This window comes from Micromonospora lacuserhaii (assembly GCF_036902735.1).
Classification (GTDB): domain Bacteria; phylum Actinomycetota; class Actinomycetes; order Mycobacteriales; family Micromonosporaceae; genus Micromonospora.
In genome coordinates, this window is the sequence record NZ_JBAKHO010000015.1 from 52,457 (window position 1) to 78,474 (window position 26,018).

Consider the following 26,018-nt stretch of genomic DNA (forward strand, 5'->3'; position numbering starts at 1 on the left):
CGGCCGACCCCGTCCGGGCCTACCGTGGCCAAATGCGATCGGCTCTGCTCGCCTGCACCCTGGCCGCCGTGCTGCTCGGGACGCTCGGCGGCTGCGCGGGCGGCGAGGAGTACGCGCCGCTGCGCCACCCGTTCCGCGGCGCGACCCTGCTGGTGGACACCGACAGCCCGGCGGCGCGCTGGCGGGACGACCACGACGCGGCCTGGTTGGACCCGATCGCCGACACCCCGCAGGCCCGGTGGCTGACCGGTCCCGACGACCTGACCGACCTGGCACCGGTGCTGGCCACGGCCCGCCGGCGCAAGGCCCTGCCGGTCGTGGTGATCTACCACATCCCGAACCGGGACTGCGCGGGCCCGAGCGGGGGCGGTGCGGCCGACGGGGACGCCTACACGGAGTTCATCGCGCAGACCGTGCGGCGGCTCGGCGACACCCGGACGGCGGTGATCCTGGAGCCGGACGCGGTGGCCGCGGAGTGCTTCGACGACGCCCGGGCGGACCTGCTGGCCGACACCACCCGGACGCTGGCCGACGCCGGCCACCACGTCTACCTCGACGCGGGGCATTCTCGCTGGCGGGGGCCGAAGGAGATCGCCGAGCGGCTGCGCCGGTCCGGCATCACCCGGGCCGAGGGCTTCTCGGTGAACGTGTCCAACCGCCAGTCCACCGCCGACAGCCACCGGTGGGGGTTGGCCGTGTCGCGGCTGGTGGGCGACCGGGAGATGGTCATCGACACCTCCCGCAACGGGCTGCCGGCTCCCCCGGACGACCAGTGGTGCAACTCGACCCCGGAGGGTCTCGGTGCGCCACCGACCACCGACCCGGGCCTGGAACGGGTCGCCGCGCTGCTCTGGATCAAGAGTCCGGGCGAGTCGGACGGGCCGTGCGGCCGGGCCGAACCGGCGGCGGGCGTCTTCTCCCCCGCCCGGGCCCGCGCCCTGATCTCGGCCGCGCCGTGGCTGCCGGCTGCCGCCCGGCAGGCGGCAGCCGGGGCGCGGGCGCCGCTCAGCTGACCGGCTGCGGCTGCGCCTCGGCCACCTCGCCGGTGCGGCGCAGCTTCTGCCATTTCAGGCGTCCACCGCTGAGCGCGGTGATCACCGAGTGCACCAGCACCAGGTACATGACCTGCCGGTAGAGGAACTGCTGGAGCGGGAGGACCCAGAGCGGGCGCAGCGGTTCCCGGTCGAGACGGAATGCCAGGATCGCGGTGACGATCTGCACCACCATGACGGCCAGCCAGGCCAGCACGGTCTCGTACCGGTCGAGGAAGAACAGCCCGTAGACGGCGAAGATGTCGACGACCGGGGCGAGCAGCGGCAGCAGCACCGAGAACAGGGCGATGAACGGCAACCCCCGCCGGCCGAATCGGCCCGACGGCCCCCGCTCGATCAGCGCCCGGCGGTGCCGCCACAACGCCTGCATGGTGCCGTAGCTCCACCGGTAGCGCTGCCGCCACAGCTCCGGCAGCGTGCTCGGCGCCTCCGTACGGGCGACCGCGGCCTCCTCGTAGACGACCTGCCAGCCGGCACGGTGGATCCCCATGGTCAGGTCGGTGTCCTCGGCGAGGGTGGCCCGGCTGAGCCCGCCGGCGGCCCGTACCGCCTCGCGCCGGAATGCGCCCAGGGCGCCGGGGATGGTGGGCATGCAGTGCAGCGTGTCGTAGAGGCGCCGGTCGAGGCTGAATCCGATGACGTACTCGATGTGCTGCCAGCGGCCGAGCAGCCGCCGTCGGTTGCCCACCTTGACGTTGCCGGCGACCGCGCCGACCCGCGGGTCCGCGAACGGCTGCACCAGACGGTGCACCGCGTCGGGCGCGACGACGGTGTCGGCGTCGACCATGACCAGCAGGTCGTTGCGGGCGAGCGCCACCCCGGCGTTGAGCGCGGCGGCCTTGCCGCCACCGGGGACCCGGGCCACCCGCACGTTGGGCAGCCCGAGGCGCTCCACCTCGTCGGCGGTGCCGTCGTCGGACTCGTCGTCGACGACCAGCACCTCGGTGCCGGGGTGCGTACCGGAGGCCAGCGAGCGTACGGCGGCGGCGATGGTGGTCCGCTCGTTGAAGGCGGGCACGATGATCGTGACCGGGTCGTTCACCTCGCCGCCCCAGGACCAGGTCGGGGCGCGGCGACGGCGGGCGTGGGCCACCGCGTACCCGAAGAGCAGCAGGGTGCGGGCCAGGGTGAGCAGGCCGACGACGATGAGCAGCAGCCACAGCACGTGCACGGTGCCGTCGGCGAGCCGGACGCCCCAGACGACCAGCGCGCCGCGGGCCTGGTCGGCGGCGTCCGGCCGGGCCGCGCGGGCCGACGGCCAGCCGAGCCCCTGGGAGACGGTGGTGAACCGGTAGCCGCGGGCCTGCATCTCGGGGATGAACCGGTCCAGCGCGGCGATGGTCTGCGCGCGGTCACCGCCGCTGTCGTGCATCAGGACGACCGCGCCCCGGTTCCCCTCCGGGGTGGCGTTGCGGATGATCGCATCGGGGCCGGGGCGGGCCCAGTCCTGGCTGTCGGTGTCGTTGAACACCGACACGTAGCCCCACCGGCCGGACTGCCGCACCAGCGGCCAGCTCGTGTCGTCCAGCGAGTCCACCCCGCTGGAGTACGGCAGGCGGGCCAGCGAGGTGTCGACGCCCGTGGCGTATTCGATGGCGGCCCGGGTCTGCGAGTACTCCAGCTTGCGCCGCCAGGACGGCAGGTCCGCCATCTGCGGGTGGGTGAAGGTGTGGATGCCCAGCTCGTGACCCTCGCGGGCCATCCGCTCCGCCAGCTCGGGGTGCCGGCTGACCTGCGAGCCCACCACGAAGAAGGTGGCCGGCGCGTGGTGTCGGCTCAGCACGTCGAGCACCTTGGGCGTCCACGTCGGATCCGGACCGTCGTCGAACGTCAGGGCGATGGTCCGCGCGGGCATTCGCCGGGCGTCCAGCTTGCCGCCGCGCGGGTCGACCACCGTCCCGCCGTCGCGGACCACCGCCGGCACCGCGCCGGTCCCGACCGGAGTGCCGCTCTGGTGGTCGGGGGTGAAGCGCGCGTTCGCGTACGCCCCGACGGCGAGCAGGTTCAGCAGGATGAACGTGGCCACCGCCGCCAGTGCCCACCGTCGGCGGTTGGTTCGGCGCTGCCGCCGCTCCCCCGCTGACGAGGCGGCCGGTGGGGATGACGGCACGACCTCGTCGGTGCCGCCCACCCGCCGGTGTCCACGCCAGACGGCCATCAGCTCGTCGACCCGAACGCGTCCACACCCTGGACGAGCCAGAACGCCAGGATGAGCAGGAGAGCGAACGCCACCAGCGCGTACACGGTGCGGCGCAGCAGGCGGCCCCGGCGTCCGGAGCCGTCCACGAAGATCGCCGCCGTCACGTCGGGCGACTTGAGCAGCGCGGTGGCCCCGTCGACCGGCTCGTCGACGGCGGCCGGCTTCACCGGGGCGGCCCCGCCGTGCCGCCCGGGCGACTCCACGGGAGCGGCACTGTCGGGGACGACGGCCAGCCCGGCCGGCGCGGCCACGCCACGGACGACGGCCGGCCCGGCCGGCGCAGCCTCGCCAGGGACGACGGCTGGCTCGGCCGGCGCAGCCTCGCCAGGGACGACGGCCGGCCCGGTCGGCGCGACCGCGCGACGGACGACGGTCCGTCCGGTCGGGGCCGCGACGCCGCGGACGCTGCCGGGTCCGGCGGACCGGCCCGGCCTCCGCGCCGGCAGAACCCTGGCCACCTTTCCATCGGCGGGGGCCGGTTCGGCCGGCGGCACGCGCCCGACGTAACGCTTGTTCATCTTCTCCACGGTGGAAAGAAGTACCCACCGCCCGCTGATCTACTAACCCTGACCTGCGAGGTTCACTGATTGAGCCATCAGTGGCGGCCGGATGGACGCGATCGGGGGCGGGTCAGAACGCGACCAGCAGCAGGGTCAGCACGAGCAGGGAGCAGCCGATCTCGATCATTCCGACCTGGACCGGACGCAGTCGCCGACCCGGCAGGATCACGGCGCGGGCCAGCAGCACCACGAAAGCCGGCACGAGCAGCAGATCCAGCCAGGGCGCCACGACCAGTGCGGCAGCGTGGAAGCCGATGGAGAGGCGCAGGTAGCCGGGGTGCCCGCGTTCCCGGATCATGGTCTTGACGTACAGGACGGTGCCGACGAGGTAGAGCAGCAGGGCCAGGAAGGCGGGGGCCACGTCGACGAGGGGCACCCCGGCGATGGTGGCCACGACGAAGACCAGCAGGCAGCTCTGCGCCACCGAGGCGAGGTCGTTGAGCAGGGCCCGCTCCCGCCGTCGCCAGGCGTACCCGGCGTTGACGGCCAGCAGCAGGGCGTAGACCGGGGCGTACCGGAGCACCGCCGGCCGGGCGAACAGCACCGCCGCCGCCAGCGGCGCCGTGACGAGGCCGTAGGCCAGCAGCTGGTCGGCGAACCGGCCCGGCCGGCGGGTCTTGACGGCCTGGAAGACGTAGTACGACAGCAGGTAGCCGGCCAGCCAGGCGCCCAGCAGCGGCAGGTGCGGCCAGCGCGGGCCGACCAGCACGACCCCCACGGTGTACGGGAGCAGCAGCATCGCCCAGGCGCCGTGCTGCGGCGGCAGGAAACGACGGATCCGGCGACGGGACCTGACCGGTGGCGTGGTCATGACGGCGGTGGACATGGCGTCACCTCACCTCGAAGAGGCCACGGGCGCCGCGTTCGGCGTCGACCATGGCGTGGCTGACGAAGGGGTAGTGGCCGGGCTCGGGGAAGACCAGCTCGACGAAGCCACCGGCGGCCGGACCGAGCCCGAGCACCTGGGCGCCACCCGGGTCGGCCGGTCGGTTCTCCCAGCGTCCCTCCCGGTAGACGGTGTCGAACTGGGTGCCGACGACGTGGAAGGAGCTGTCCCTGCTGGGGCCGGCGTCGAGCAGCCAGACGCGGACCCGTTCGCCGGCGCGGGCGGGTAGCGGCCGGTGGGCGTACTGGGCGACGTAGCCGTTGAAGACGACGGCGTCGGGACGCTCCGCCTGCATCTTGGCGAGGTCGCCGGGCTCGCCGTCCGGGCCGAGGTACAGCTCGGACTGCACGAGGACGTACTCGCGGTCGACCCGGGGCAGGTCGGGCGGGTCGACGATGACCGCGCCGTACATGCCGTTGCCGATGTGGTGCAGCATCGGCATGGTCGAGCAGTGGTACATCCAGATGCCGGCGCGGGTGGCGGTGAAGCGGTAGGTGAGTCGCTGCCCGGGGTCGATGGGGCGCATCACCTCGTCCGGGGCGACGGCGCCGGCGTGGAAGTCGATGCCGTGGTCGACGGTGCCGTCGTTGACGAGGGTGATCTCGAAGGTGTCGCCGGCCCTGCCGCGCAGCACCGGGCCGGGGACCGTGCCGTCAAAGGTCCACAACCGCTGCCGTACGCCGGGCGCGACCTCCCGCTGGATCTCCCTGACGTGCAGCTCTCGCCGGTGCAGCCGGCCGGGCGGGGTGGCCGGCGCGACGGCGTCCCGGGCGACGAAGGCGTCGCCGGGGTCGGCCATCGCATCGAGGTGCGGCGCCGCCGTGCCGTCCGCCGCCGGGTGGCCCGCGGGCGCCGATCCCGTCGGGACGATCCGCAGGGTCATGCCGGCCTGCCGGTGGCCGGGCAGTGAGCACCAGCCCTGGGCCTCGGCTCCGACCACGCCCGCGTCCAGCCGCGCGGCGCCGCCCCGGGCGATCGGCGGCGTCTTCGCCCCGGAGTCGAGGACGAGGTCGTGCCGGCGGTGGTCCCGGTTGGTCAGTTCGATGACCAGCCGGTCGCCCGGTGGCACGTCGATCCGGTCGGGGTGGAAGCGCATCCCGTCGGCGACCACGGTGACCGTGGTGGTGTGTCCGGTGGGTGCGACGGCGGATGCGGCAGCCGACACCGACGCGCCCTCGGAGACGCGCTGCGCGGCCACCCCGACGAGAACGGCGACGAGGACGAGGGCGAGACCGACGGCGGCCCCGCCGAGCGGGCGGGGAGCGGGGGTCTCGGGGTGCGCGGACACGGCTTACCTCCGGGCGGTGAACAGGACCCGGGCGGCCGGTACGAGGAACTGCACCAGCACGACGAGGATCAGCAGTGAGGTGGTGATGCGGACGAAGGGCGGGGTGGGCAGGACGAAGACCACCAGAGCGGCGTTGGCCGTCGCGACGCGTTGCGCACCGTGCCGCTGCAGCAGGTCGGTGCGTCGGCGTACCGGTCCGGGTCCGCCGCCGAGCACCATGGGCAGCAGGTGGCTCAGCGAGCCGACGAGGACCTGCGCGACGAAACCGACCAGCAGCGGCAGCAGCACGGCGTGGAACCGGTCGGCGGCCGTGGCGGGACCGTCGGCGGACAGCAGCGTCGCGGCGTCCATGCCGAGAGCGGCCAGGAGCCAGCAGGAGGCCGCCGCGAGCGACCAACCGGCGAAGGCGTTCGGGGGCCGGACCCGCGCGACGGCCAGCGCGGGACGCAGGGCGACCAGCGCGGCGAGGGTGAACAGGGCCAGCCCGGCTGCGGCGACGACCCGCCACCAGGCGAGCACGCCGACACCGAGCAGGGCCAGACCGGTCACCGCCAGCGGGAGCGCGACGGTGGCGGCGCGGACCGCCCCGTCGGCCATCCGGGCGCGCAGCACGGTCGGCCAGAGGGTCAGCAGCGTGCCGAGCACGGTCAGCGTCACCCAGCCGAGCAGGTTGACGTGCGCGTGGAACAGCACCAGCCGGGGGCGCAGAGCGTCGTCGACCACCAGCATCCAGGCGCCGACCGGCACGCCGACGAGCAGCGCGACGGCCGCCGCCAGGTAGTAGTGGACGGTGACGGTGAAGCGGGCCGGGAGGGCGCGCCGCAGCCGCCGGGCGAGCCCGACGAGGTGGGCGGCGACCGCGGCGAAGACCAGCGCGGCGCCGCTCACGCCCAGCCACGGCCGGTCGACCGTCCCGGCGACGAGGACCGCCAGCACACCCACGTTGAGGGTGACGAGCCGAGCGGCCTGGGCGCGGCGGCCGTCCGGTGCGGGGGCGCGCAGCACCGCCGCGGCGAAGTGGGCGCTCCACACCAGGATGGCGTTGCTGACCGCGCCGAGCAGCAGCAGGTGGATGGCCGCCCAGCGCCAGGCCGGCAGGAAGGGGTGGACGAAGCCGAGCACGACGAGCGCGGCCAGGTAGGCCAGCGGCAGCGCCGCCACCCTGCGGTGCCAGCCGGCCCGCCCGGTCCCCGCCGCCGCAGCCGATCCGGCGGCCGGGGCGGGACCGCCGGGGTCGGCCGGGGACGGGCCGGCGGGCTCGGCCGGGGACGGGCCGGCGGGAGACGGGCTGGCGGGGAACAGGCCGGCGGGGAACGGTGCGGCGCCGTTCGGGGCGGGGTCGCCGAGTGCGCGGGCCATCACTGCACCGCCGCCACGGCCGGTGGGACGGCGGCCGGGCGGGTGCGCCCCCGGTCCGTGCCGCGCGCGGCGGCGACGGCGCAGCCGACGAAGCCGAGTACCGCGAGGACATTGCCCAGGCCGGCCCAGCGCCACACGGTCTGCACGCCGAGCGCGTCACCCACCAGGACCCGGACCGCCAGGGTGGCGTGCAGCAGGGCCAGCGGGGCGTACAGCCAGGGTCGGTAGGGCAGCGGGCGACGCAGCACCGCCGGCAGGATGACCGGGGCGTGCACGAAGATCATCGACATGGTGAAACCCAGGAAGACCAGGTGCAGGGTGGCGTCGTAGCGCGGGCCGTCGGTGACCGGGCCGGCGCCGGCCCAGAGCAGGCCGGCCAGCCCCAGCCAGGCGTACCCGGCGAGCAGCCCGACCGCGACGTAGCGGGGCAGGCCGGTGGCGCGCACCGTGCGGCGGGCGACGTCGTGGACCACCAACCAGGCCACGATCGCGAGCAACCCGACCCCGAACAGGTACGCGCCGACGGACGGCCACAGCGCGGTGGCGGTGACCCCGGCGGTCAGCGCGCCGAGTGCGGCGAGGAACCAGCGTTCGCCGTGCCGGGTCAGGGTGAGGTGGGCGAGTTCGAGCCGCTCCCCGGCGATGGTGGCCACCACGAAGGTGGCGAGCCAGGGCACGATCTCCGGCACGCCGAAGCCGGCGAGCCAGAGCAGGGTGGCCGCGTACCAGCTCAGCGCGCCGGTTGCCTGGGCCAGCAGGGCCGGACCCGGTTGCCGCCGCCACAGTTGCCAATAGATCAGCAGCAACAGCACCGAGGCGGTCATGAGCAGCAGTCGACCGGGCAGGCTCGGCCCGGTCAGCACCAGCGCCAGCCCGCCGGCGCCGGAGCAGGCGGGCGCGAGCAGGGCCCAGCGGGCGCGGAGCGCCACCGCGCGTTCCAGCGCCACCAGGGTGCCGACGAAGCCGAGCACCATCAGCGGGCCGTGCACCTGCTCCAGCGGCGCGTCCGGCGCGGGCACCGGCAGGTCGAGCAGGAGCAGGGCGGCGTAGAGGCCGCTCACCAGGGCGAATCCGCCGGCCGCGAGGACGGGGAGCCGCCAGCGTACGGCGACCGGCCGGGGGTTCATGCCGGCTCTTCAGTGGTATTCGGCAGGGCCAGCCGCACCACGCAGGCGTCGGGCGCGCCGAACGGTTCGAGCACGGCGCCGGCCGGTGGGGCGCCGGCGTGTTCGAGCGTGCCTCGGACGACGCCGACGTGCAGCGCGCAGATCGCGTCGGGGTTGCGGTTGACCAGTTCCAGGAAGGGGCAGGTGTGCAGGTGGATCTCGGTCGTCCCGTCGGCCGTCTCGTGGAGGCGGGGGCTGAAGCCCAGCCCGCGCAGGACGTCGAGCAGGGTGTCGACCGGCTCCCTGCCGGGCGGGGTGGCGGCGGCGAGGTGGCGCCCCCAGTCGTGGCCGGCGCGGGTGGCCTCGGCCCGGACGTCGCCGTGGCCGCGGCGGGACAGGTGGTCGAGCAGGGCGGCGGCGAGCGCCCGGTACGGCGCGGGCGCCGGGGCCTCGGCGATGGCCACCCGGTAGCGCCACGCCGGCCGGCCGGGCTGGCCGCCGCTGGCCCGCGCCTTGACCAACAGCCCGGCGTCGACCAGCCGGTCGAGGTGGGCGCGGGCCGTGGAGAGGTGCAGGCCGGTGCGCTCCCCCACCTCGGCGATCGTCATGCCGGCGCCGGCGGCGCGCACCATCTCGAGGATCGAGGCCCGGCTGGCGGTGCCGAGGGCCCGATGGCGGTGGGAGTCGATCGTCTCGCCGGCCGGCCCTGTTCTCGGGGTTTCCACGTTAGATAACGTTACAACGTCGTTCACCCGCAAAACCCTGGAGGGTTCCATGTCCGCCTCACGCTCCGCGGCCGACCAGCAGGCCGCGCAGGCCGTCGTCCGGCACCACGCCCAGCTCGCCGCCGACCTCGACCGGCACGTCGGAGAAGTGCTGGACGCGGCCGACCGGGGCGACGCCGCCGGGGCGCTCCGGCACCGCGACGAGCTGCTCGGGTGGCTCCGCGACGAGCTGCTGCCGCACGCGCACGCCGAGGAGGGCTCGCTCTACGCCGCCGCCGGTGAGCGGACCGAGGCCGCGCTGCTGGTGCGGGGCATGCTCGACGAGCACCAGGCGATCACCGGCCTGGTCGCCGAGCTGGAGACCGGCAACCGGCCGGTACGCCTCGCCGCCACCGCCCGCGCCCTCGCCGCCCTCTTCGCGGTCCACCTGGCCAAGGAGAACGACCTGATCGTCCCGGTGCTGGTGGACGCGGCGGACGTCTCGCTGGCGACGTTGCTGGAGGGTATGCACGATCTGCTCGGCTCCTCGGAAGGGTCGGACAAGGGCGGTTGCGGCGGGGGTGGTTGCGGCTGTGGCGGCGACCGGGCACCGGCCGACGCGCCGGCCCCGACCCTGAGCATCGACCCCCGGCTGGACGTCCGGCTGCTGCCGCACGACCAGCGCCACGGGCGGGTGCTCGCGGCCCTGGACGCGCTGCCCGCCGGCGGCGCGTTGGTGCTGGTCGCGCCGCACGCGCCCCGCCCGCTGCTGGCCGAGGTCGAGGCCCGCTACGGCGGCGGCATGACCACCGAGTGGCTGCAGGACGGACCGGAGGTGTGGCAGATCCGGCTGTCCCGCCAGCCGGTGACGGTCTGAGCAGTCTGCCGGCGCCGGGACGGTGGGGGTCAGGGCCCGCCGTCCCGGCGTACGGGGCCGTTCGGCCCTGCTGACCGGGGTTGACGGCACGCACGATGGAGTCGCCCACCCCTCGTGGTCAGGAGATGAACGCTCGTGTGCAACTACTGCGGCTGTCGGGAGTTCCCACTGATCGGCCGGCTCTCGGCCGAGCACGAGGCGATCGCGAACGCCGCCGGCCGGCTCCGCACGGCGGTGCACGGCGGCGCTGACGACGCCCTGATCGCGCTCGACGACCTGCTCGCCCTGCTGATGCCGCACACCGCCACCGAGGAGGACGGCCTCTTCGTGGAGCTGCGGGCCGAGGGCAGCCTGGCCGAGGCGGTGGCGAAGCTCTGCGCGGAGCACGACGACATCCACGGCGTGCTCGGCACCGTCGACCGGGCCGACCCGGACTGGCCCGGGGTGCTGGCCGCCCTCGACCGGCTGCACCGGCACATCGACAACGAGGAGCACGGCCTCTTCCCGGCCGCGGTGATCTCCCTGCCCATCCCGGCCTGGGACCGGATCACCCCGACGGCCGAGGCGGCCAGGTGAGCCGGCCCGGGCGCAGCCGACGCCGCCCAACGGCTACCACTGCGGAGGAGAGCCGGACGGACACCGGGCGGTCGACCTGCTGGTAGCCGGGGTGGGCACGGGCGGCACACCACGGTGTACGACGAGGTCGTGCCGGTCGATGTCGGGCAGGCCCGGGCGACGGCGCGTCGGCTGGCGCGCACCGAGGGACTGCTCGCGGGCGTGCCGAGCGGGGCTGCCCTGCACGCCGTCCGCATGGTCGCCGGGCGACCGGAGCACGTGGGCGTGACCCTCGTCGTGGTGCTGCCCGACACCGGTGAGCGGTACCTGAGCACGCCCCTGTTCACCAGCTCCGACGACGGGTGAGCGGGTCGGCCGGGACGCGCCGGCCGCCCCGGACGGCCCCACCCGTCACCCGAGGTGCGCCGCCAGGGCGAGGAAGACCGCCCCGACCAGCACGACGAGTGCCCCGAGCCCGATCACCAGGGCGGTGATCTGCCACGCCTGATAGGCCCCGAGCAGCGCCCCGCGCAACGTCTCCCCCATGAACGCGGTCTGCCGCAGCCGGTCGAGCCGCTCGTCCCGTTCGCCCGCCATGCACTCCTGAGCGATCTCCGCGTACGTCAGACCCCCGGTGGCCTTGGCGACGTGACCGGCGATCAGGTCCGAGTAGGCGCGGGCCTGGGCGCCGGTGCGTACCGGAGCATCGGCGTACCGGGCGAGCGGGGCGGGCAGGCCGCCCGAGGGGAAGGCGATCCTCTGGTGGTGCAGCTCCCGGGCGACGCTGTGCCGCCCGAGGAGGCCTTGCGCGATCATGACGGGGCCGGCGACCAGGAGGAGGATGCCCGCGACGGCGAGCAGAACTGTGATCATGCCGATCACACTGCCCCGGTCGGTGGCCGTCGAGGAGAGGATCAGGTCCCGAACCCGAGCGGGTCTCAGGTCCCCGTTCGGGTGATTTCTGCGGGGTCGAGCGTGCTGTCCCCGCCCGCGCCCCCGCCGTCACCAGTGCGTCTCGGCGGAGCCGCCCACCGGCACCTCGATCAGCGTCGGACCCGGTCGGGCCAGGCCGTCCCGCAGCGCGGCGGCCAGAGCATCCGCGCCGTCGGCCCGTACCGCCGGCACACCGTAACCCCGTGCCAGCAACACGCTGTCGATGCCGGGCACCCGCAGGCCCGGCACCCCCGTCACCGCCAGGAAGTCGCAGTAGTCCTCCAGGACGGCGTACCGGTCGTTGCGCAGTACCACCACGGTCAGCGACACCTGGTAGCGGGCGGCGCTCCACAGCGCGGGTACGGCGTACTGCAACGCGCCGTCGCCCACCACGGCCACCACGGGCCGGCCCGGGTCGGCGAGCTGCACGCCGATGGCCGCCGGCACGCCGAAGCCGAGGCTGGCCCCGGCCGGGCTGTGGTAGCTGCCGGGCCGGGAGAGCCGGATCTGGTCCTGGCAGTCGCGCATGTTCGACACCGACTCGCAGACCAGCACGCCGGTGGACGGCAGCACCCTGGCGATCGTCGCGTAGGCCGCGGCGGCGGTGAGCGGCCGTCCGGCCAGGTCCACCGGCTCGGGCCGGGGACCCGGGGCGGGCAGCGCCCGCTGCGCCGCCGGGACCTCACCGGCCAGCATCGTCAGGGCGGCCACCGGGTCGGTCAGCACCGCATGCCCGTACGAGGCCCGTGCCGCCTCCTGCGGGTCGTCGGTGAGCAGCACCAGGTCGGCGTCGGGGCCGAGGACCTGCCCCGGGACGTACGGGTAGTAGCGGAAGGCACTCGCCCCGGCGACGAGCACCAGGTCGTGACCGCGCAGGGCCTTGCCCACGCCGGCCTCGGTCGCCGGCAGCACGCCCTGGAATGCGGGGTGCGTGGTGGGGAAACCGCAGCGCGGTTCCAGTGGCGCCCAGTGGACCGGCAGCCGGCACCGCTCGGCGAGGGTCACCGCCGCCTGCCAGCCCTCGGGGCTGTCCAGGCCCGCTCCGACCAGCAGCACCGGGGACCGGGCGGCGCCGAGCCGGGCGGCGAGGCGGCCGATCAGGTCGGCGCCCGGGGTGGCGGCGGCACTGACCCGCCGGCCGGCGAGCACGCGGACCGACTCCTCGTCGACCTGGGCCGCCCAGTCGTCCATCGGCAGCGAGACCAGCACCGGCCCGCGCGGCGGCAGCATGGCCAGATGCACGGCGCGGGCGAGGGCGGCCGGCACGTCCTGCGGGCGCGGCGGTTCGACGCTCCACTTCACCAGCGGCCGGGGCAGCACCGTCGGCTCCGGGTTGGTCAGCATCGCCGGCCCGGTGAGCAGCGCCCGGACCTGCTGTCCGGCGGTCACCACCAACGGACTGTGCGCGGCGGCCGCGTTCACCAGCGCACCCATGGCGGTCGCCACGCCCGGGGCGCTGTGCAGGTTCACCAGCGCGGGCCGGCCGGTGGCCTGGGCGTACCCGTCGGCCATGCCGACCACCACGCCCTCCTGCAGCCCGAGGACGTAGCGGAAGTCGGCGGGGAAGTCGGCCAGCATCGGCAGCTCCGTGGAGCCGGGATTGCCGAACACGGTGGTGAGCCCGTGGGCCCGGAAGACGTCGAAGGCGGCCTGTCGTACCGAGATCATGCCTGAGGGTCACCCGGCACAACCTCCGGGAGCAGCGCCGGAAGTCCCGGCTCGTCCGGGACCTCCGGCCGTGGCGGCTCACGTAACGATGGGCACCTCCTGCGGGTACGGGAAGGAGCCGGGCTGGTAGCCGCAGCCGGGCTCCTCGGCGAAGACGTCGCCGGTGGTGGCGTACGCCCGGGCGCGGGATCCGCCGCAGACGGCCCGGAACTCGCAGGCGCCGCAGCGCCCACCGAGCAACCCCGGGTCCCGCAGCCCGGTGAACAGCTCGGAGTCGCGGTAGATGTCCACCAGCGAGCGCTGCCGCACGTTGCCGGCGGTCACCGGCAGGAACCCGCTGGGGTGCACGTCGCCGCGGTGCGAGACGAAGACGAAGCCGTTGCCGGCGCTGACCCGCAGCGGGGGTCGGCGGGGTCGACTCGGCCGGCCGGTCAGCCCCCGCTCGTCGAGCAGACCGCGCAGCTCCCGGTAGAGCGGGCCCAGCCCGAGCACCCGGACGTGGTCCTCGCCGTGCCGGGCCAGCACGTCACGTTGCAGGCAGACCCGGCGGAAGTGGTGCGCCTCGGTGGTCTTGACCGGCACGGTCTCGCCGAGGTCGTAGAGGGCGTTGAGCACGTCCTCGGTCTGCGCCGCGTCGAGGCCGCGCAACGCGGCGCCCCGCCCGGTCGGCACCAGGAAGAACACGCTCCACAGCATGGCGCCCCGGTCCCGGACCTGCCCGGCGATCTCCGGCAGGTCGCGGACGTTGTCCCGGGTCACCGTGGTGTTGATCTGGACCTTCAACCCCAGTTCGGCCGCGTCCCGCCAGGCCCGCACGGTCAGGTCCCACACCCCCGGTACGCCCCGGAAGCCGTCGTGCCCGGCGGCGGTGGCGGCGTCCAGGCTCAGCGACACCGCCCGCGCGCCGGCCGCGCGCAGCCCGGCGAGCGCCTCCCGGGTGAGGGTGGGCGTCCCGGACGGGGACACCGAGACGGCCAGGCCGCGCTCCGTGCCCCGCCGGACCAGGGTCTCCAGGTCCGGGCGTTGGAACGGGTCGCCGCCGGTGATCACGAACAGCGGCGCCGGCCGACCGAAGTCGGCGACCTGCGTCATCAGCGCGACGGCTTCGTCGGTGTCCAGCTCGGCCCGGTCCCGGTCCGGGCGGGCGGAGGCCCGGCAGTGCAGGCAGGCCAGCGGGCAGGCCTGGGTGGCCTCCCAGATGACGATGAACGGGCGCTCCCCGACATCCTGCCGGGGCACCCGTACCGATCTGCCGGCTGCCTGGTCGCTCGTCTGGTTCGTCACCGCTGTCCGCGTCACGCAGCAGACGCTGGCCGGTGGCAACCGCCGGGACAAGGGACCACGGTCACCGCCGGACCGGGCCCGAAGTCCCGCCGCGGACCCGCAGGTACAACGCCTGATGATCTCGGGACCTTTGGCCCGGTTTCGCGAGGTAGTACGTCGGCAGGATTGCCGCGACGCCCCCCCTGCTGGCGGTTGCGCTCCGGCACGACCGCCGCGAGGGTGGGGCATCACGGCTCCCTATCGAAGGAATGAGGCGTATGTCGCGAGCGACCGAGAGTGCGGGACGGGCGCTGCTGGCGGTGGGCGGCCTGGTGCGCCGGGCCGAGGTCTCCGCCGACGGCCGGACATTGCATCAGATCGGCGGTCGGGAGGCGGACGCCTTCTACCGGGACCGCTGGTCCTACGACAAGGTCGTCCGTTCCACCCACGGCGTCAACTGCACCGGCTCGTGTTCCTGGAAGGTGTACGTCAAGGACGGCATCATCACCTGGGAACAGCAGCAGACCGACTACCCGAGCGTCGGGCCGGACCGACCGGAGTACGAGCCGCGCGGCTGCCCCCGCGGGGCCGCCTTCTCCTGGTACACCTACTCCCCCACCCGGGTGCGTTACCCGTACGCCCGGGGTGTGCTGGTGGAGATGTACCGGGAGGCCAAGGAGCGTCTCGGTGACCCGGTGGCCGCCTGGGCGGACATCCAGGCCGACCCGGAGCGCCGCCGCCGCTACCAGAAGGCGCGCGGCAAGGGCGGCCTGGTCCGGATCGGCTGGGACGAGGCCCAGGAGATGATCGCCGCCGCGCACGTGCACACCATCTCCGAGTACGGCCCGGACCGGGTGGCCGGCTTCTCCCCCATCCCCGCCATGTCGATGGTGTCGCACGCCGTGGGCGCCCGGTTCATGTCGCTGCTCGGCGGCTCGATGCTGTCGTTCTACGACTGGTACGCCGACCTGCCGGTGGCCTCCCCGCAGGTCTTCGGCGACCAGACCGACGTGCCGGAGTCCGGGGACTGGTGGGACGCCTCCTACTTCGTCATGTGGGGCTCCAACGTCCCGGTGACCCGTACCCCCGACGCGCACTGGATGGCCGAGGCGCGCTACCGGGGCCAGAAGGTCGTGGTGGTCAGCCCGGATTACGCCGACAACGTGAAGTTCGCCGACGAGTGGATGCCCGCCCAGCCGGGCACCGACGGCGCCCTGGCGATGGCGATGGGGCACGTCATCCTCAAGGAGTTCTTCGTCGACCGGCGCACCCCCCGCTTCGTCGACTACGTCCGCAGGTTCACCGACCTGCCGTTCCTGGTCACCCTGGAGCCCGGGGCCGACGGGGCGTACCGGCCGGGCAAGTTCCTCACCGCCGAGGACCTGGGCGATACCGGGAAGGAGGCGGCCTTCAAGACGGTGCTCTGGGACTCGGCCACCGACGCGCCCGCCGTGCCGCGGGGCAGCCTCGGCCACCGTTGGGGCGAGCAGCAGGGCCAGTGGAACCTGGACCTGGGCGACCTGGAGCCGGCGCTGACCTGCCTCGGGGCGGGCGACGCGGTCGAGGTGGAGCTGCCCCGGTTCGACACCGACACCCCGCAGGTGCTGCGCCGGGGCGTGCCGACCCGGATGGTCGAGGGTCAGCTGGTGACGAGCGTGTTCGACCTGCTGCTGGCCCAGTACGGGGTCGGCCGCGACGGCCTGCCCGGCCAGTGGGCGGCCGGGTACGACGATGTCGAGGCGCCGTACACGCCGGCGTGGCAGGAGCCGATCACCGGGGTGCCGGCGGCGCAGGTGGCCCGGGTGGCGCGGGAGTTCGCCGACAACGCGGACCGCTCCGGCGGCCGGTCGATGATCCTGCTCGGCGCCGGCACCAACCACTGGTTCCACTCCGACGCCACCTACCGGGCGATCCTCGCGCTGGTCACCCTCACCGGCTGCCAGGGCGTCAACGGCGGCGGCTGGGCGCACTACGTCGGGCAGGAGAAGTGCCGCCCGGCGACCGGCTGGGCGCAGCTCGCGTTCGGCCTGGACTGGGTCCGCCCGCCGCGGCAGATGATCGGCACGGCCTTCTGGTACGTGCACACCGACCAGTGGCGCTACGACACCTACTCCGCCGACGTGGTCTCCTCCCCCACCGGCACCGGGGCGTTCGCCGGCAAGCACACCATGGACCTGCTGGCGCAGTCCGCGCGGTCGGGCTGGATGCCGTCGATGCCGACCTTCGACCGCAGCCCGCTCGACCTGGCCGACGAGGCCCTCGCGGCCCGACCGGACGACCCGGCGGGTTGGGTGGCCGAGCGGCTCGGCCAGGGAGACGTGAAGTTCGCCTGCACCGACCCGGACGCGCCGGAGAACTGGCCGCGGGTGCTGACCGTCTGGCGGGCCAACCTGCTGGGCTCGTCGGCCAAGGGCAACGAGTACTTCCTGCGCCACCTGCTCGGCACCGACGCGAACCTGCGCGCCGAGGAGGCGCCGGAGGAGCTGCGGCCGAAGGACGTGACCTGGCGGGAGGAGGCGCCGGAGGGCAAGCTCGACCTGCTGTTGTCGCTGGACTTCCGGATGACCTCCACGACGCTCTTCTCCGACATCGTGCTGCCGGCCGCCACCTGGTACGAGAAGCACGACCTGAGCAGCACGGACATGCACCCGTTCGTGCACGCCTTCACCCCGGCGATCAACCCGCCGTGGCAGACCCGGACGGACTTCGACGCCTTCCACGGCATCGCGAAGGCGTTCTCCGCGCTCGCCGGGCCCCGTCTGGGCGTACGCAAGGATCTGGTCGCGGCGCCGCTGCTGCACGACACCCCCGACGCGATGGCGACCCCGCACGGCCGGGTCCACGACTGGGCGGTCACCGGGGAGACCCCGGTGCCGGGCCGGACCATGCCGAAGCTCGTCGTGGTCGAGCGGGACTACGGCGCGATCGCCGACAAGATGGCCGCGCTCGGACCGCTGATGGACACCCTCGGCACCACCGGCAAGGGCTTCTCGGTCGACGTCCGCCCGGAGGTGGAGTACCTGCGCCGCAAGAACGGCGAGGTGCACGGCGGCGCCGCCGACGGGCGGCCGTCGCTGGCGAAGGACGTGCACGCCTGCGAGGCGATCTTGGCGCTCTCCGGCACCACCAACGGCCGGGTGGCCACCGCCGGCTTCCAGGACGTGGAGAAGCGCACCGGGGTACGCCTGGCGGACCTGGCGGCCGAGCACGAGGGCAAGCAGATCACCTTCGCCGACACCCAGTCCCGTCCGGTGCCGGTGATCACCAGCCCGGAGTGGTCGGGCAGCGAGCACGGCGGCCGGCGCTACTCCCCGTTCACCATCAACACCGAGCGGCTCAAGCCCTGGCACACGCTCACCGGCCGGCAGCACTTCTTCCTCGACCACGACTGGATGCACGAGGCCGGCGAGGCGCTGCCGATCTTCCGACCGCCGCTCGACATGCACAAGCTCTTCGGCGAGCCGAGACTCGGCCGCAACGGGGAGCTGGAGATCACCGTCCGGTACCTCACCCCGCACTCGAAGTGGTCCATCCACTCCGAGTACCAGGACAACCTGATCATGCTCACCCTCTCCCGGGGCGGCCCGACGATGTGGATGAGCGAGACCGACGCGGAGAAGATCGGCGTACGGGACAACGAATGGATCGAGGCGGTCAACCGCAACGGCGTCGTGGTCTGCCGGGCCGTGGTCACCCACAAGATGCCCGAGGGCACGGTCTACATGTACCACGCCCAGGAGCGGGTCATCGACGTGCCGAAGTCGGAGACCAACGGCCGCCGTGGCGGCATCCACAACTCGCTGACCCGGCTGCTGGTCAAGCCCACCCACCTGATCGGCGGGTACGCGCAGCTGTCGTTCGCGTTCAACTACCTCGGCCCCACCGGCAACCAACGCGACGAGGTCACCGTGATCCGCCGTCGCTCCCAGGAGGTGCAGTACTGATGCGGGTGATGGCGCAGATGGCGATGGTGATGAACCTCGACAAGTGCATCGGGTGTCACACCTGCTCGGTGACCTGCAAGCAGGCGTGGACCAACCGGTCCGGGGTCGAGTACGTCTGGTTCAACAACGTGGAGACCCGCCCCGGGCAGGGCTACCCCCGCACGTACGAGAACCAGGAGCGCTGGCAGGGCGGCTGGGTGCGGACCCGCTCCGGCAAGCTCAAGCCGCGCTCCGGCGGTCGGCTGAAGAAGCTGTTCAGCATCTTCGCCAACCCGAAGCTGCCGTCCATGAAGGACTACTACGAGCCGTGGACGTACGACTACGAGCACCTGATCAACGCGCCGGCCGGGGACGACACCCCGGTGGCCCGCCCGAAGTCGCTGCTCACCGGCGAGGACACGAAGATCACCTGGAGCGCCAACTGGGACGACTCGCTCGCCGGCGGCAACGAGATCGCCGCCGGTGACCCGGTGCTGGCGAAGATCTCCGGCCAGGTGAAGCAGGAGTTCGAGAAGACCTTCATGTTCTTCCTGCCGCGGATCTGCGAGCACTGCCTCAACCCGTCCTGCGCGGCCTCCTGCCCGTCGGGGGCGATCTACAAGCGGGCCGAGGACGGCATCGTCCTGGTCGACCAGGACCGCTGCCGGGGCTGGCGGATGTGCGTCACCGGCTGCCCGTACAAGAAGGTGTACTTCAACCACCGCACCGGCAAGGCCGAGAAGTGCACCTTCTGCTTCCCGCGCATCGAGATCGGCCAACCGACCATCTGCTCCGAGACCTGCGTGGGGCGGCTGCGCTACCTCGGGCTGATGCTCTACGACGCCGACCGGGTCGCCGAGGCCGCCGCGATGGAGGAGGAGCACGACCTGTACGACGCGCAGCGCTCCGTCTTCCTCGACCCGCACGACCCGCAGGTGGTGGCGGCCGCCCGGGCGGCTGGCATCGCCGACGACTGGATCGAGGCCGCGCAGCGCTCCCCGGTCTGGGACCTCATCATGAAGTACGAGGTGGCGCTGCCGCTGCACCCGGAGTACCGCACCATGCCGATGGTCTGGTACATCCCGCCGCTGTCGCCGGTGGCCGACGTGCTGCGCGAGACCGGCCACGACGCGGAGGAGGCCGGCAACCTCTTCGGCGCCATCGACGCGCTGCGGATCCCGGTGGACTACCTGGCCGAGCTCTTCACCGCCGGCGACCCGGAGCCGGTGCGCGGGGTGCTGAACCGGCTCGCCGCGATGCGCGCCTACCAGCGCCGGATCAACCTGGGCGAGGAGCGCGACGAGTCAATCGCCGCCGCGGTCGGCATGACCGGCGCGGAGATGGACGAGATGTACCGGCTGCTCGCCATCGCCAAGTACGAGCAGCGCTACGTCATCCCCGCCGCGCACGCCGAGGACGCCCACCGGCTGGAGAAGATCGCCACCGAGTGCAGCCTGGACTACGAGGGCGGCCCCGGGATGGGCGGCGGCGGCCCGTACGGCCAGGGGCCGTTCGGGGAGTCGTCCGGCACCCCGGTGCCGGTGCAGGTGGAGACGTTCCACATGCTGCGCGACCGGCAGACCGCCGAGAGTTTCACCGATCCGGGCGACGAGCCGCGCCGGGTCAACCTGCTCAACTGGGACGGCAAGGGCACCCCGAAGGGGCTCTTCCCGCCCCGCCACCCGGAACCTGAACACGTCGACGGGAGCAAGCCGTGAACCAGCCGACCTGGCGGGCGGTGGCCGCCCGCGCGGCGTCCCTGCTGCTGCGTTACCCCGACGAGGAGGTTCTCGCGGCGCTGCCTACCGTGCGCGCCGCGCTCGACGGCCTGCCGGCCGAGGTCGCCGGGCCGCTGCGCGAGGTGGTCACCCACCGGGAGGCTGCCGCGCCGGTCGACCTGCGGGCCGCCTACGTGGAGGTGTTCGACTTCCGCCGCCGCTGCTGCCTGCACCTGACCTACTACACCTGCGGCGACACCCGCCGCCGCGGGGAGGCGCTGGTCGACTTCGCCGCCGCGTACAAGGCGGCCGGGCTGGCCGTCGTCGACGGCGAGCTGCCCGACTTCCTGCCCGCGGTGCTCGACCTGGCCGCCGTCGACGACTCCGGCTGGCGTCTGCTGCGGGAGAACCGCGTGGGCCTCGACCTGCTGGTCGAGGCGCTGGGACGGGAGAAGTCGGTGTACCGGCAGGCGGTGGAGGCGGTCCGCGAGATGCTGCCGCCCGCCCAGCCCGGGGACATCGCCGCCGCCGCCCGCCTGGCCCGAACCGGGCCGCCGGTGGAGCAGGTCGGGCTCGAACCATTCGGACTGGTCGACACGACTGGAGGACGCCGATGAACATCCTGCTGTGGGTGGTGTACCCGTACCTGTCCATCGCGATCCTGGTCGGCGGCCTGATCTGGCGCCACCGGTACGACAAGTTCGGCTGGACGACCCGCTCCTCCCAGCTGTACGAGAGCACCATCCTGCGGTGGGGCAGCCCGCTGTTCCACTTCGGGGTGCTGATGGTCCTGATCGGACACATTGGGGGTCTGGTGGTGCCGAAGGCCTGGACGGAGGCGGTCGGCGTCACCGAGCACACGTACCACCTGATGGCCGTGTTCATCGGCACGGTGGCCGGCCTGTGCACGCTGATCGGGCTCGGCATCCTGATCGCCCGCCGCCGGTTGACCGGCCCGGTCTTCGCCGCCACCACCCGCAACGACAAGGCGATGTACGTGGTCCTCGCCGGGGTGATCGTGCTGGGGCTGCTGGCCACCGTGCGGGCCAACGTGGTCGGGGACGGCTACGACTACCGGGAGACCGTGTCCCCGTGGTTCCGGTCGCTGTTCTACCTGAGCCCCGACCCGGAGGTCATGGCCGGCGTGCCGGTCGGCTTCCAGATCCACATCCTGGCCGCCTTCGCGCTCTTCGCGTTCTGGCCGTTCACCCGGCTCGTCCACGCCTTCAGTGCCCCGGTCGGCTACGCCACTCGCCCCTACGTGGTCTACCGCAGCCGCGACGACCGGCCCGGGCTGCGGCCGACCCGGCCCGGCTGGGAGGGTCCGCCCCGGCTGCCCACCCCCCGCGGCGACCGCAGCCGCTCGCGACGGTGAGCACCCCGCAACCCCGGTGCTCCGGCGGCACCCGGGCCGTCGAGTGGGCGACAGCGCGGGCGCTGGCGCACAGCCTGCCGGTGGCGCTGCCCGAGGAGTCGGTGCCGCTCGCGACCGCGATCGGCCGGACCCTGGCGGCTCCGCTGCGTGCGGCGGTTCCGGTGCCCGGCTTCGACAACTCGGCCATGGACGGGTACGCCGTCCGGGGTGATGGTCCGTGGCGGATCGTCGGGCGGGTTCTCGCCGGGCGCACGCACCCGGTGGCGCCGCTGGCCGCGCAGGCCGCCGTCGAGATCGCCACGGGCGCGCCCGTACCGGACGGCGCGGACCGCGTCGTGCCCTACGAGGTCGCCGACCGCATCGGCGACGTCGTGCGCGCGGCCCCGGGCGACCGTCGGCACATCCGCCGGGCCGGTGAGTACGCGCAGCCCGGACAGGAGGTCGCGGCGGCGGGCTCGCGCGTCACCCCGGCGACGGTGGGGCTGGCCGCGAGCGTAGGGCTCGACACCCTCCTGGTCCGCGCGCGGCCCCGGGTCCGGCTGGTGATCAGCGGCGACGAGCTGATCCCCACCGGTCCGCCCCGGTGGGGCAGGGTCCGCGACGCCATCGGGCCGATGCTCGCTCCGCTCCTGTCGGCCTGGGGTGCGGTGTTGCTGGACTCCCGGATGGTCGGCGACGACCCCGACTGGTTCGCCGAGGCGATCCGGGACAGCACGACCGACGCCGACGTGACCATCGTCTGTGGAGCGTCGTCGGTGGGTCCCGCGGACGGGCTGCACTTCGCGCTGCGACGCCTGCGCGCCGTCGTGCACGTGGATGGGGTGGCGTGCCGCCCCGGGCACCCTCAGGTCCTGGCGCAGGTCGGGCCGAGATGGATCGTCGGATTGCCGGGCAACCCCTACGCCGCGCTGGTCGCCGCGCTGACCCTGGTCGATCCGCTGCTCGCCGCTCTCGCTGGCCGGCCCCTGGCCGAGCTGGACGCGGCGGTGCTGGCCGATCCACTGCAACCGGACGACCGGAACGCCCGCGTCATGCCCGTACGACGCCGGGACGCGAGGCTGCGGCTCGTCGATGGCGCCCACCCCGGATACCTCGGCGCCGCCGCTGCCGCGGACGCCTTCGCCGTCGTACCCCCGGGGTGGCAACCCGGCGACCACGTGGGCCTGCTCACCCTGCCATGAGTGGTCGCGTCGACTGCGGGCCGGCGTTCCCGCCGATGAGGGACTTCCGGCCCTGCCCGGGCCGGATCGGCGGGCCGAGGCTCATAGCGGGCAAGGGAAATCCACGCATTCCTCCGGTCGACCCGGGCCCGACACCACGACGACCCCACGGAGAGCAGCGATGAGTATCGGCCGTGACAGCCAGGCAACCGACACCTTGCCGGCACCAGCTCAGGCCCCCGGCAACCCGGCCACCCCGGACCGGTCCGGAGCGACGCTCCAACTCGCCCTGGCGGCTGTCGGCTTCCTGGTCAACTTCTGGGCGTGGGCGCTGCTGGGTCCGCTCGGCCCGGGCATCAAGGAACGCCTCGACCTCAGCTTCGCCGCGCAGTCGCTGCTGGTGGCCGTACCGGTGGTGGTCGGCTCGCTGGGCCGGATACCGGTCGGCGCCCTGACCGACCGGTACGGAGCGCGGGTGGTGTTCCCGCTGGTCACGCTCGCCACAATCGTGCCGGTGCTGACCCTGAGCGCGGTCTCCTCCTACGGCGCGCTGATCGTCACCGGGTTCTTCCTCGGCATCGGTGGCACCGCCTTCGCCGTCGGCGTCCCTCTGGTCTCCGGCTGGTACCCACCCGCGCGGCGCGGTTTCGCCATCGGCGTGTTCGGCATCGGCATGGGCGGCACCGCGATCGCCAACTTCACCACGGTCCGGCTCGCCGACGCCTACGGCGCGCGGTCGCCCTTCCTGCTCGTCGCGGCGATCCTGGCGGCTTACGCGGTCCTGTCGTTCCTGCTGCTGCGTGACGCGCCGGGCCGGGCACGTCCGGCCGGTTCGGCCTGGCAGCGCCTCGCCACGGTCGGCCGGCTGACCGTGACCTGGCAGCTCTGCTTCCTGTACGCGGTGGGCTTCGGCGGGTTCGTGGCCTTCAGCGTGTACCTGCCCGCCTACCTGCGCACCGCCTACGGGCTGAGCGCCGCCGACGGCGCGTTGCGCACCGCCGGGTTCGTGGTGCTCGCCGTGGCCGCCCGCCCGGTGGGCGGCTGGCTCTCGGACCGGGTGCACCCGGTGCGGGTGCTGGTGTGGTGCTTCGGCGGGGTCGCCGCCTTCGCGGTGGTCCAGGCCTTCCAGCCCGCTTTGATGCCGGTGGCGACGATCGCGCTGCTCGGGATGGCAGTGCTGCTGGGCGCGGCCAGCGGCGCGGTGTTCGCCCTCGTCGGCAAGGTCGCCCCCGCCGACCAGGTGGGTGCGGTCACCGGCCTGGTCGGTGCCGCCGGCGGGCTCGGTGGATTCGTCCCACCGCTGGTGATGGGCTGGGTCTACGGGTCGCAGGGCTCCTACGCCATCGGCCTCATGCTGCTCTCCGACGTCGCGCTGGCCGCCGCGGTGTTCACCGCGGTGAAGATGGGCAGCCTCGCCGAGCGCGACGCCTGACCCGAGCTCTGGGCGGCGCGCCAGCGCGCCGCTCAGGCCACCACGCGGACGCCCGGCCACCGTTCGGCAGGGCGGTGGCGGGCGAGTCGTTGCCGGGAGATCTCCGGGCTGGCCCTGGTCGGGTTGCGCCGCCACACCCCGTCGAGCAGGTCGTCGAGGCCGTGCGGCGCGCAGACGGCGACCCGGTCGTGGGCGTCGAGGCGTACCGCCACGGCGGTGGCGTACTCGGGCCAGGTGGCGACCGCGTCGGCGATGGTGCGCAACGGGGCCACCGGGTCGCCGCCGAACTTCGCGGCATACCAGGTGTGCACGGCCGCCTGGTTCTTCGCCTCCCACGGCGGATCGGGCCAGGCCGCCACCAGACGCCGGGTGGCACGGTGGTCGTTGTCCCGGCTGAGGTCCGTCGGGTCGAGGAAGACGACGTCGACGTCGCGCACCGACAGCGGGTCGAACCCGTCGCCGTACCGCTCGCCCCAGACGAGGTCGCGAAGCGCGCCCGCACCGATCCAGGCGTCCGGGAGGCCGGAGTCCCGAACGACGCCCAGTGCCCGGGTCAGCCACCGGCTGCGCTGGACCAGGTCCCGCAGCTCGCCTTCCCGCACGTTCCCACCCTAGGCCAACCCGCCGGCGCGGCATCGCCTCGCTGAGGCCGTTTGGTCCGGGCGGGCCCGGGAAGGCGACGAGCGGAGTGGCGCGCGGAGCCGCCCGCGCCACCGCACCACGGGGAGGCCGAGATGGGCGACCGGGAACAGCTGCACGATCTTCGCCAGCAGGCCCACAACGCCGGCATCGAGGGCAATTCCAAGATGACCGAACAGCAGTTACGCGACGCGCTGCGGAGGGTCAACAAGGGCGAGCAGCCCGAGATGGCCAAGCAACACGCCAAGCGATGACGCGCGCGAGCGGTGCCGGCGCCCCTCGAAGGGCCGGCGCCGCTCGCGGTGTCACCTGAGGTAGGCCAGCAGGTCCCGGCAGATCACCTGACCGGACGCGACCACCATGGCGGCCGAGTGCGGATCAGTAGGAGTCGACCAACTGCGTGCGCAGCTTGGCCAGCGCGCGGGCCAGCAGCCGGGACACGTGCATCTGGGATACGCCGACCTGCTCGGCGATCTCGCTCTGCGTCTGGTTGCCGTAGAAGCGCAGGGTGAGGATCTTCTGCTCACGCGCGTCGAGGGTGGCCAGCGCCGGACCGAGGGCCACCCGCAGCTCGGCCAGGGCGAGTTCCTCGTCCTCACCGCCCAGCATGTCGCCCAGCTCGGTGGCCCGTTCACCGTCGCCTACCGGGGTGGACAGCGACACCGCGTTGTACGCGCGGGCACCCTCCAGACCCTCCAGCACCTCTTCCTCGGTGAGCTTGAGGTGGGCGGCGATGTCCGCGACCGTCGGCGAGCGGCCGAGGCTCTGCGACAGGGCGCCGTTGGCATCCGAGATCGCCAACCGCAGCTCCTGCAGCCGGCGGGGCACCCGGATGTCCCAGGTGCGGTCGCGGAAGTGCCGCTTCAGCTCGCCCACGATGGTGGGGATCGCGTAGCCGGCGAAGTCGACACCGCGCGAGGGGTCGAACTTGTCGATCGCCTTGATCAGCCCCACCGCCGCGGTCTGGATCAGATCGCCGGTCGGCTCGCCGCGACCGCTGTAACGCCGCGCCAGGTGGTTGGCCAGCGGCAGCCAGGCCTCGATCGCACGATCACGAACCGCGGCACGCGACGGGTGGTCGGCGGGGAGCGCCGACATCGCGAGAAGGAGCTGCGTGGCAGGAGAGTCTGCCCCCGCATCGTGCCGAGCGCGAACGTCTGTCTGGGCGGGCCTGTCAGTAGTCGTGGTGATCATGCCTTTTCCTCCGCTTCGCACCGGCAGCGCTGCACCTCGCCGGCGCCAACGTCTTAACCGAGACTAGGCCATTAGTCGCCAGAAACCTAGCCGAAAGGATGATGTCGGCCAGGCGTCGGCGGTGCT

General features: G+C 73.8%; 23 protein-coding genes. 11 read left to right on the forward strand and 12 right to left on the reverse strand.

Annotated elements, in window-relative coordinates; genetic code table 11:
- Positions 1–32: 32 nt before the first annotated feature.
- Positions 33–1,013 carry a glycoside hydrolase family 6 protein gene (locus V6U81_RS13115; protein WP_334488620.1) on the forward strand — a complete coding sequence of 327 codons (981 nt, stop codon included), beginning with the start codon at positions 33–35 and terminating at the stop codon, positions 1,011–1,013.
- On the opposite strand, the gene V6U81_RS13120 is transcribed toward V6U81_RS13115, so the two are convergent.
- The 7 genes from V6U81_RS13120 to V6U81_RS13150 form a co-directional block, all read right to left on the reverse strand.
- On the reverse strand, positions 1,006–3,078 hold the full coding sequence (locus V6U81_RS13120) for a bifunctional polysaccharide deacetylase/glycosyltransferase family 2 protein (protein WP_334488624.1): 2,073 nt from the start codon (positions 3,076–3,078) through the stop codon (positions 1,006–1,008). The genes V6U81_RS13115 and V6U81_RS13120 overlap by 8 nt on opposite strands.
- 131 nt (positions 3,079–3,209) lie before the next feature.
- Positions 3,210–3,503: a hypothetical protein gene (locus tag V6U81_RS13125; RefSeq protein WP_334488627.1), complete on the reverse strand. Its 294-nt coding sequence runs from the start codon at positions 3,501–3,503 to the stop codon at positions 3,210–3,212.
- Between the two features lie 379 nt (positions 3,504–3,882).
- Positions 3,883–4,638 carry a YwiC-like family protein gene (locus V6U81_RS13130; protein ID WP_334488630.1) on the reverse strand — a complete coding sequence of 252 codons (756 nt, stop codon included), beginning with the start codon at positions 4,636–4,638 and terminating at the stop codon, positions 3,883–3,885.
- Between the two features lie 4 nt (positions 4,639–4,642).
- Positions 4,643–5,986 (reverse strand): multicopper oxidase domain-containing protein, encoded by a 1,344-nt coding sequence (locus V6U81_RS13135; protein ID WP_334488632.1) that lies wholly within the window; start codon positions 5,984–5,986, stop codon positions 4,643–4,645.
- Positions 5,987–5,989: 3 nt separating this feature from the next.
- Positions 5,990–7,345: a hypothetical protein gene (locus tag V6U81_RS13140; RefSeq protein ID WP_334488634.1), complete on the reverse strand. Its 1,356-nt coding sequence runs from the start codon at positions 7,343–7,345 to the stop codon at positions 5,990–5,992.
- A complete protein-coding gene (locus V6U81_RS13145) occupies positions 7,345–8,472 on the reverse strand; it encodes a hypothetical protein (protein ID WP_334488636.1) in 1,128 nt (375 codons plus the stop codon). Before V6U81_RS13145 ends, V6U81_RS13140 begins: the two co-directional genes overlap by 1 nt.
- Entirely contained in the window at positions 8,469–9,227 is a 759-nt protein-coding gene (locus tag V6U81_RS13150; RefSeq protein WP_420884015.1) for a helix-turn-helix transcriptional regulator, read from the reverse strand. The genes V6U81_RS13145 and V6U81_RS13150 overlap by 4 nt, the downstream gene beginning before the upstream one ends.
- Between V6U81_RS13150 and V6U81_RS13155 the strand changes: the two genes are divergently transcribed.
- From V6U81_RS13155 to V6U81_RS13165, 3 genes are all read left to right on the forward strand, one after another.
- A complete protein-coding gene (locus tag V6U81_RS13155; protein WP_334488640.1) occupies positions 9,226–10,032 on the forward strand; it encodes a DUF2249 domain-containing protein in 807 nt (268 codons plus the stop codon). The genes V6U81_RS13150 and V6U81_RS13155 overlap by 2 nt on opposite strands.
- A gap of 135 nt (positions 10,033–10,167) precedes the next feature.
- Entirely contained in the window at positions 10,168–10,608 is a 441-nt protein-coding gene (locus V6U81_RS13160) for a hemerythrin domain-containing protein (protein WP_334488642.1), read from the forward strand.
- Between the two features lie 129 nt (positions 10,609–10,737).
- Positions 10,738–10,953, forward strand: coding sequence for a hypothetical protein (locus V6U81_RS13165; protein ID WP_334488644.1), 216 nt, complete (start codon positions 10,738–10,740; stop codon positions 10,951–10,953).
- Between the two features lie 45 nt (positions 10,954–10,998).
- Here the strand turns inward: V6U81_RS13165 and V6U81_RS13170 are convergent, their stop codons facing one another.
- The 3 genes from V6U81_RS13170 to V6U81_RS13180 form a co-directional block, all read right to left on the reverse strand.
- Positions 10,999–11,460, reverse strand: coding sequence for a hypothetical protein (locus tag V6U81_RS13170; protein WP_334488647.1), 462 nt, complete (start codon positions 11,458–11,460; stop codon positions 10,999–11,001).
- A 129-nt stretch (positions 11,461–11,589) separates the two neighbouring features.
- Positions 11,590–13,188, reverse strand: a complete 1,599-nt coding sequence (mdlC, locus tag V6U81_RS13175; protein ID WP_334488650.1) for a benzoylformate decarboxylase — start codon at positions 13,186–13,188, stop codon at positions 11,590–11,592.
- 78 nt (positions 13,189–13,266) lie between these two features.
- The gene (locus V6U81_RS13180) at positions 13,267–14,487 is read right to left on the reverse strand and encodes a TIGR04053 family radical SAM/SPASM domain-containing protein (RefSeq protein ID WP_334488652.1); all 1,221 of its coding nucleotides are present in this window, start codon (positions 14,485–14,487) and stop codon (positions 13,267–13,269) included.
- Positions 14,488–14,729: 242 nt separating this feature from the next.
- Between V6U81_RS13180 and V6U81_RS13185 the strand changes: the two genes are divergently transcribed.
- The 6 genes from V6U81_RS13185 to V6U81_RS13210 all read left to right on the forward strand — a co-directional run bounded on the left by V6U81_RS13185 (position 14,730) and on the right by V6U81_RS13210 (position 24,059).
- On the forward strand, positions 14,730–18,395 hold the full coding sequence (locus V6U81_RS13185; protein ID WP_334488655.1) for a nitrate reductase subunit alpha: 3,666 nt from the start codon (positions 14,730–14,732) through the stop codon (positions 18,393–18,395).
- Positions 18,395–20,092 carry a nitrate reductase subunit beta gene (narH, locus tag V6U81_RS13190; RefSeq protein WP_334488657.1) on the forward strand — a complete coding sequence of 566 codons (1,698 nt, stop codon included), beginning with the start codon at positions 18,395–18,397 and terminating at the stop codon, positions 20,090–20,092. The genes V6U81_RS13185 and narH overlap by 1 nt, the downstream gene beginning before the upstream one ends.
- Positions 20,089–20,709: a nitrate reductase molybdenum cofactor assembly chaperone gene (narJ, locus tag V6U81_RS13195; protein WP_334488660.1), complete on the forward strand. Its 621-nt coding sequence runs from the start codon at positions 20,089–20,091 to the stop codon at positions 20,707–20,709. The genes narH and narJ overlap by 4 nt, the downstream gene beginning before the upstream one ends.
- Positions 20,706–21,467, forward strand: a complete 762-nt coding sequence (narI, locus tag V6U81_RS13200) for a respiratory nitrate reductase subunit gamma (protein ID WP_334488663.1) — start codon at positions 20,706–20,708, stop codon at positions 21,465–21,467. Before narJ ends, narI begins: the two co-directional genes overlap by 4 nt.
- Complete coding sequence (locus V6U81_RS13205) at positions 21,464–22,648, forward strand: molybdopterin molybdotransferase MoeA (RefSeq protein WP_334488665.1); 1,185 nt, start codon at positions 21,464–21,466, stop codon at positions 22,646–22,648. Before narI ends, V6U81_RS13205 begins: the two co-directional genes overlap by 4 nt.
- Positions 22,649–22,808: 160 nt before the next feature.
- Complete coding sequence (locus V6U81_RS13210; protein WP_334488666.1) at positions 22,809–24,059, forward strand: MFS transporter; 1,251 nt, start codon at positions 22,809–22,811, stop codon at positions 24,057–24,059.
- Between the two features lie 32 nt (positions 24,060–24,091).
- On the opposite strand, the gene V6U81_RS13215 is transcribed toward V6U81_RS13210, so the two are convergent.
- On the reverse strand, positions 24,092–24,661 hold the full coding sequence (locus tag V6U81_RS13215; RefSeq protein ID WP_334488668.1) for a nucleotidyltransferase family protein: 570 nt from the start codon (positions 24,659–24,661) through the stop codon (positions 24,092–24,094).
- Positions 24,662–24,793: 132 nt separating this feature from the next.
- Here V6U81_RS13215 and V6U81_RS13220 point away from each other — a divergent pair, with 132 nt between their 5' ends.
- Positions 24,794–24,952, forward strand: a complete 159-nt coding sequence (locus tag V6U81_RS13220) for a hypothetical protein (RefSeq protein ID WP_334488672.1) — start codon at positions 24,794–24,796, stop codon at positions 24,950–24,952.
- A gap of 124 nt (positions 24,953–25,076) precedes the next feature.
- Here V6U81_RS13220 and V6U81_RS13225 read toward each other — a convergent pair whose 3' ends face one another.
- Positions 25,077–25,892, reverse strand: a complete 816-nt coding sequence (locus tag V6U81_RS13225) for a SigB/SigF/SigG family RNA polymerase sigma factor (RefSeq protein ID WP_420884016.1) — start codon at positions 25,890–25,892, stop codon at positions 25,077–25,079.
- Positions 25,893–26,018: the final 126 nt, after the last annotated feature.

Coding starts and splice junctions, on each gene's coding strand:
- V6U81_RS13170 (WP_334488647.1), bottom strand. CDS start 11,460: ATGATCACAGTTCTGCTCGCCGTCGCGGGCATCCTCCTCCTGGTCGCC.
- V6U81_RS13155 (WP_334488640.1), top strand. CDS start 9,226: ATGTCCGCCTCACGCTCCGCGGCCGACCAGCAGGCCGCGCAGGCCGTC.
- narI (WP_334488663.1), top strand. CDS start 20,706: ATGAACATCCTGCTGTGGGTGGTGTACCCGTACCTGTCCATCGCGATC.
- V6U81_RS13130 (WP_334488630.1), bottom strand. CDS start 4,638: ATGTCCACCGCCGTCATGACCACGCCACCGGTCAGGTCCCGTCGCCGG.
- V6U81_RS13140 (WP_334488634.1), bottom strand. CDS start 7,345: ATGGCCCGCGCACTCGGCGACCCCGCCCCGAACGGCGCCGCACCGTTC.
- V6U81_RS13210 (WP_334488666.1), top strand. CDS start 22,809: ATGAGTATCGGCCGTGACAGCCAGGCAACCGACACCTTGCCGGCACCA.
- V6U81_RS13115 (WP_334488620.1), top strand. CDS start 33: ATGCGATCGGCTCTGCTCGCCTGCACCCTGGCCGCCGTGCTGCTCGGG.
- narH (WP_334488657.1), top strand. CDS start 18,395: ATGCGGGTGATGGCGCAGATGGCGATGGTGATGAACCTCGACAAGTGC.
- V6U81_RS13225 (WP_420884016.1), bottom strand. CDS start 25,892: ATGATCACCACGACTACTGACAGGCCCGCCCAGACAGACGTTCGCGCT.
- V6U81_RS13220 (WP_334488672.1), top strand. CDS start 24,794: ATGGGCGACCGGGAACAGCTGCACGATCTTCGCCAGCAGGCCCACAAC.
- mdlC (WP_334488650.1), bottom strand. CDS start 13,188: ATGATCTCGGTACGACAGGCCGCCTTCGACGTCTTCCGGGCCCACGGG.
- V6U81_RS13145 (WP_334488636.1), bottom strand. CDS start 8,472: ATGAACCCCCGGCCGGTCGCCGTACGCTGGCGGCTCCCCGTCCTCGCG.
- V6U81_RS13150 (WP_420884015.1), bottom strand. CDS start 9,227: ATGGAACCCTCCAGGGTTTTGCGGGTGAACGACGTTGTAACGTTATCT.
- V6U81_RS13185 (WP_334488655.1), top strand. CDS start 14,730: ATGTCGCGAGCGACCGAGAGTGCGGGACGGGCGCTGCTGGCGGTGGGC.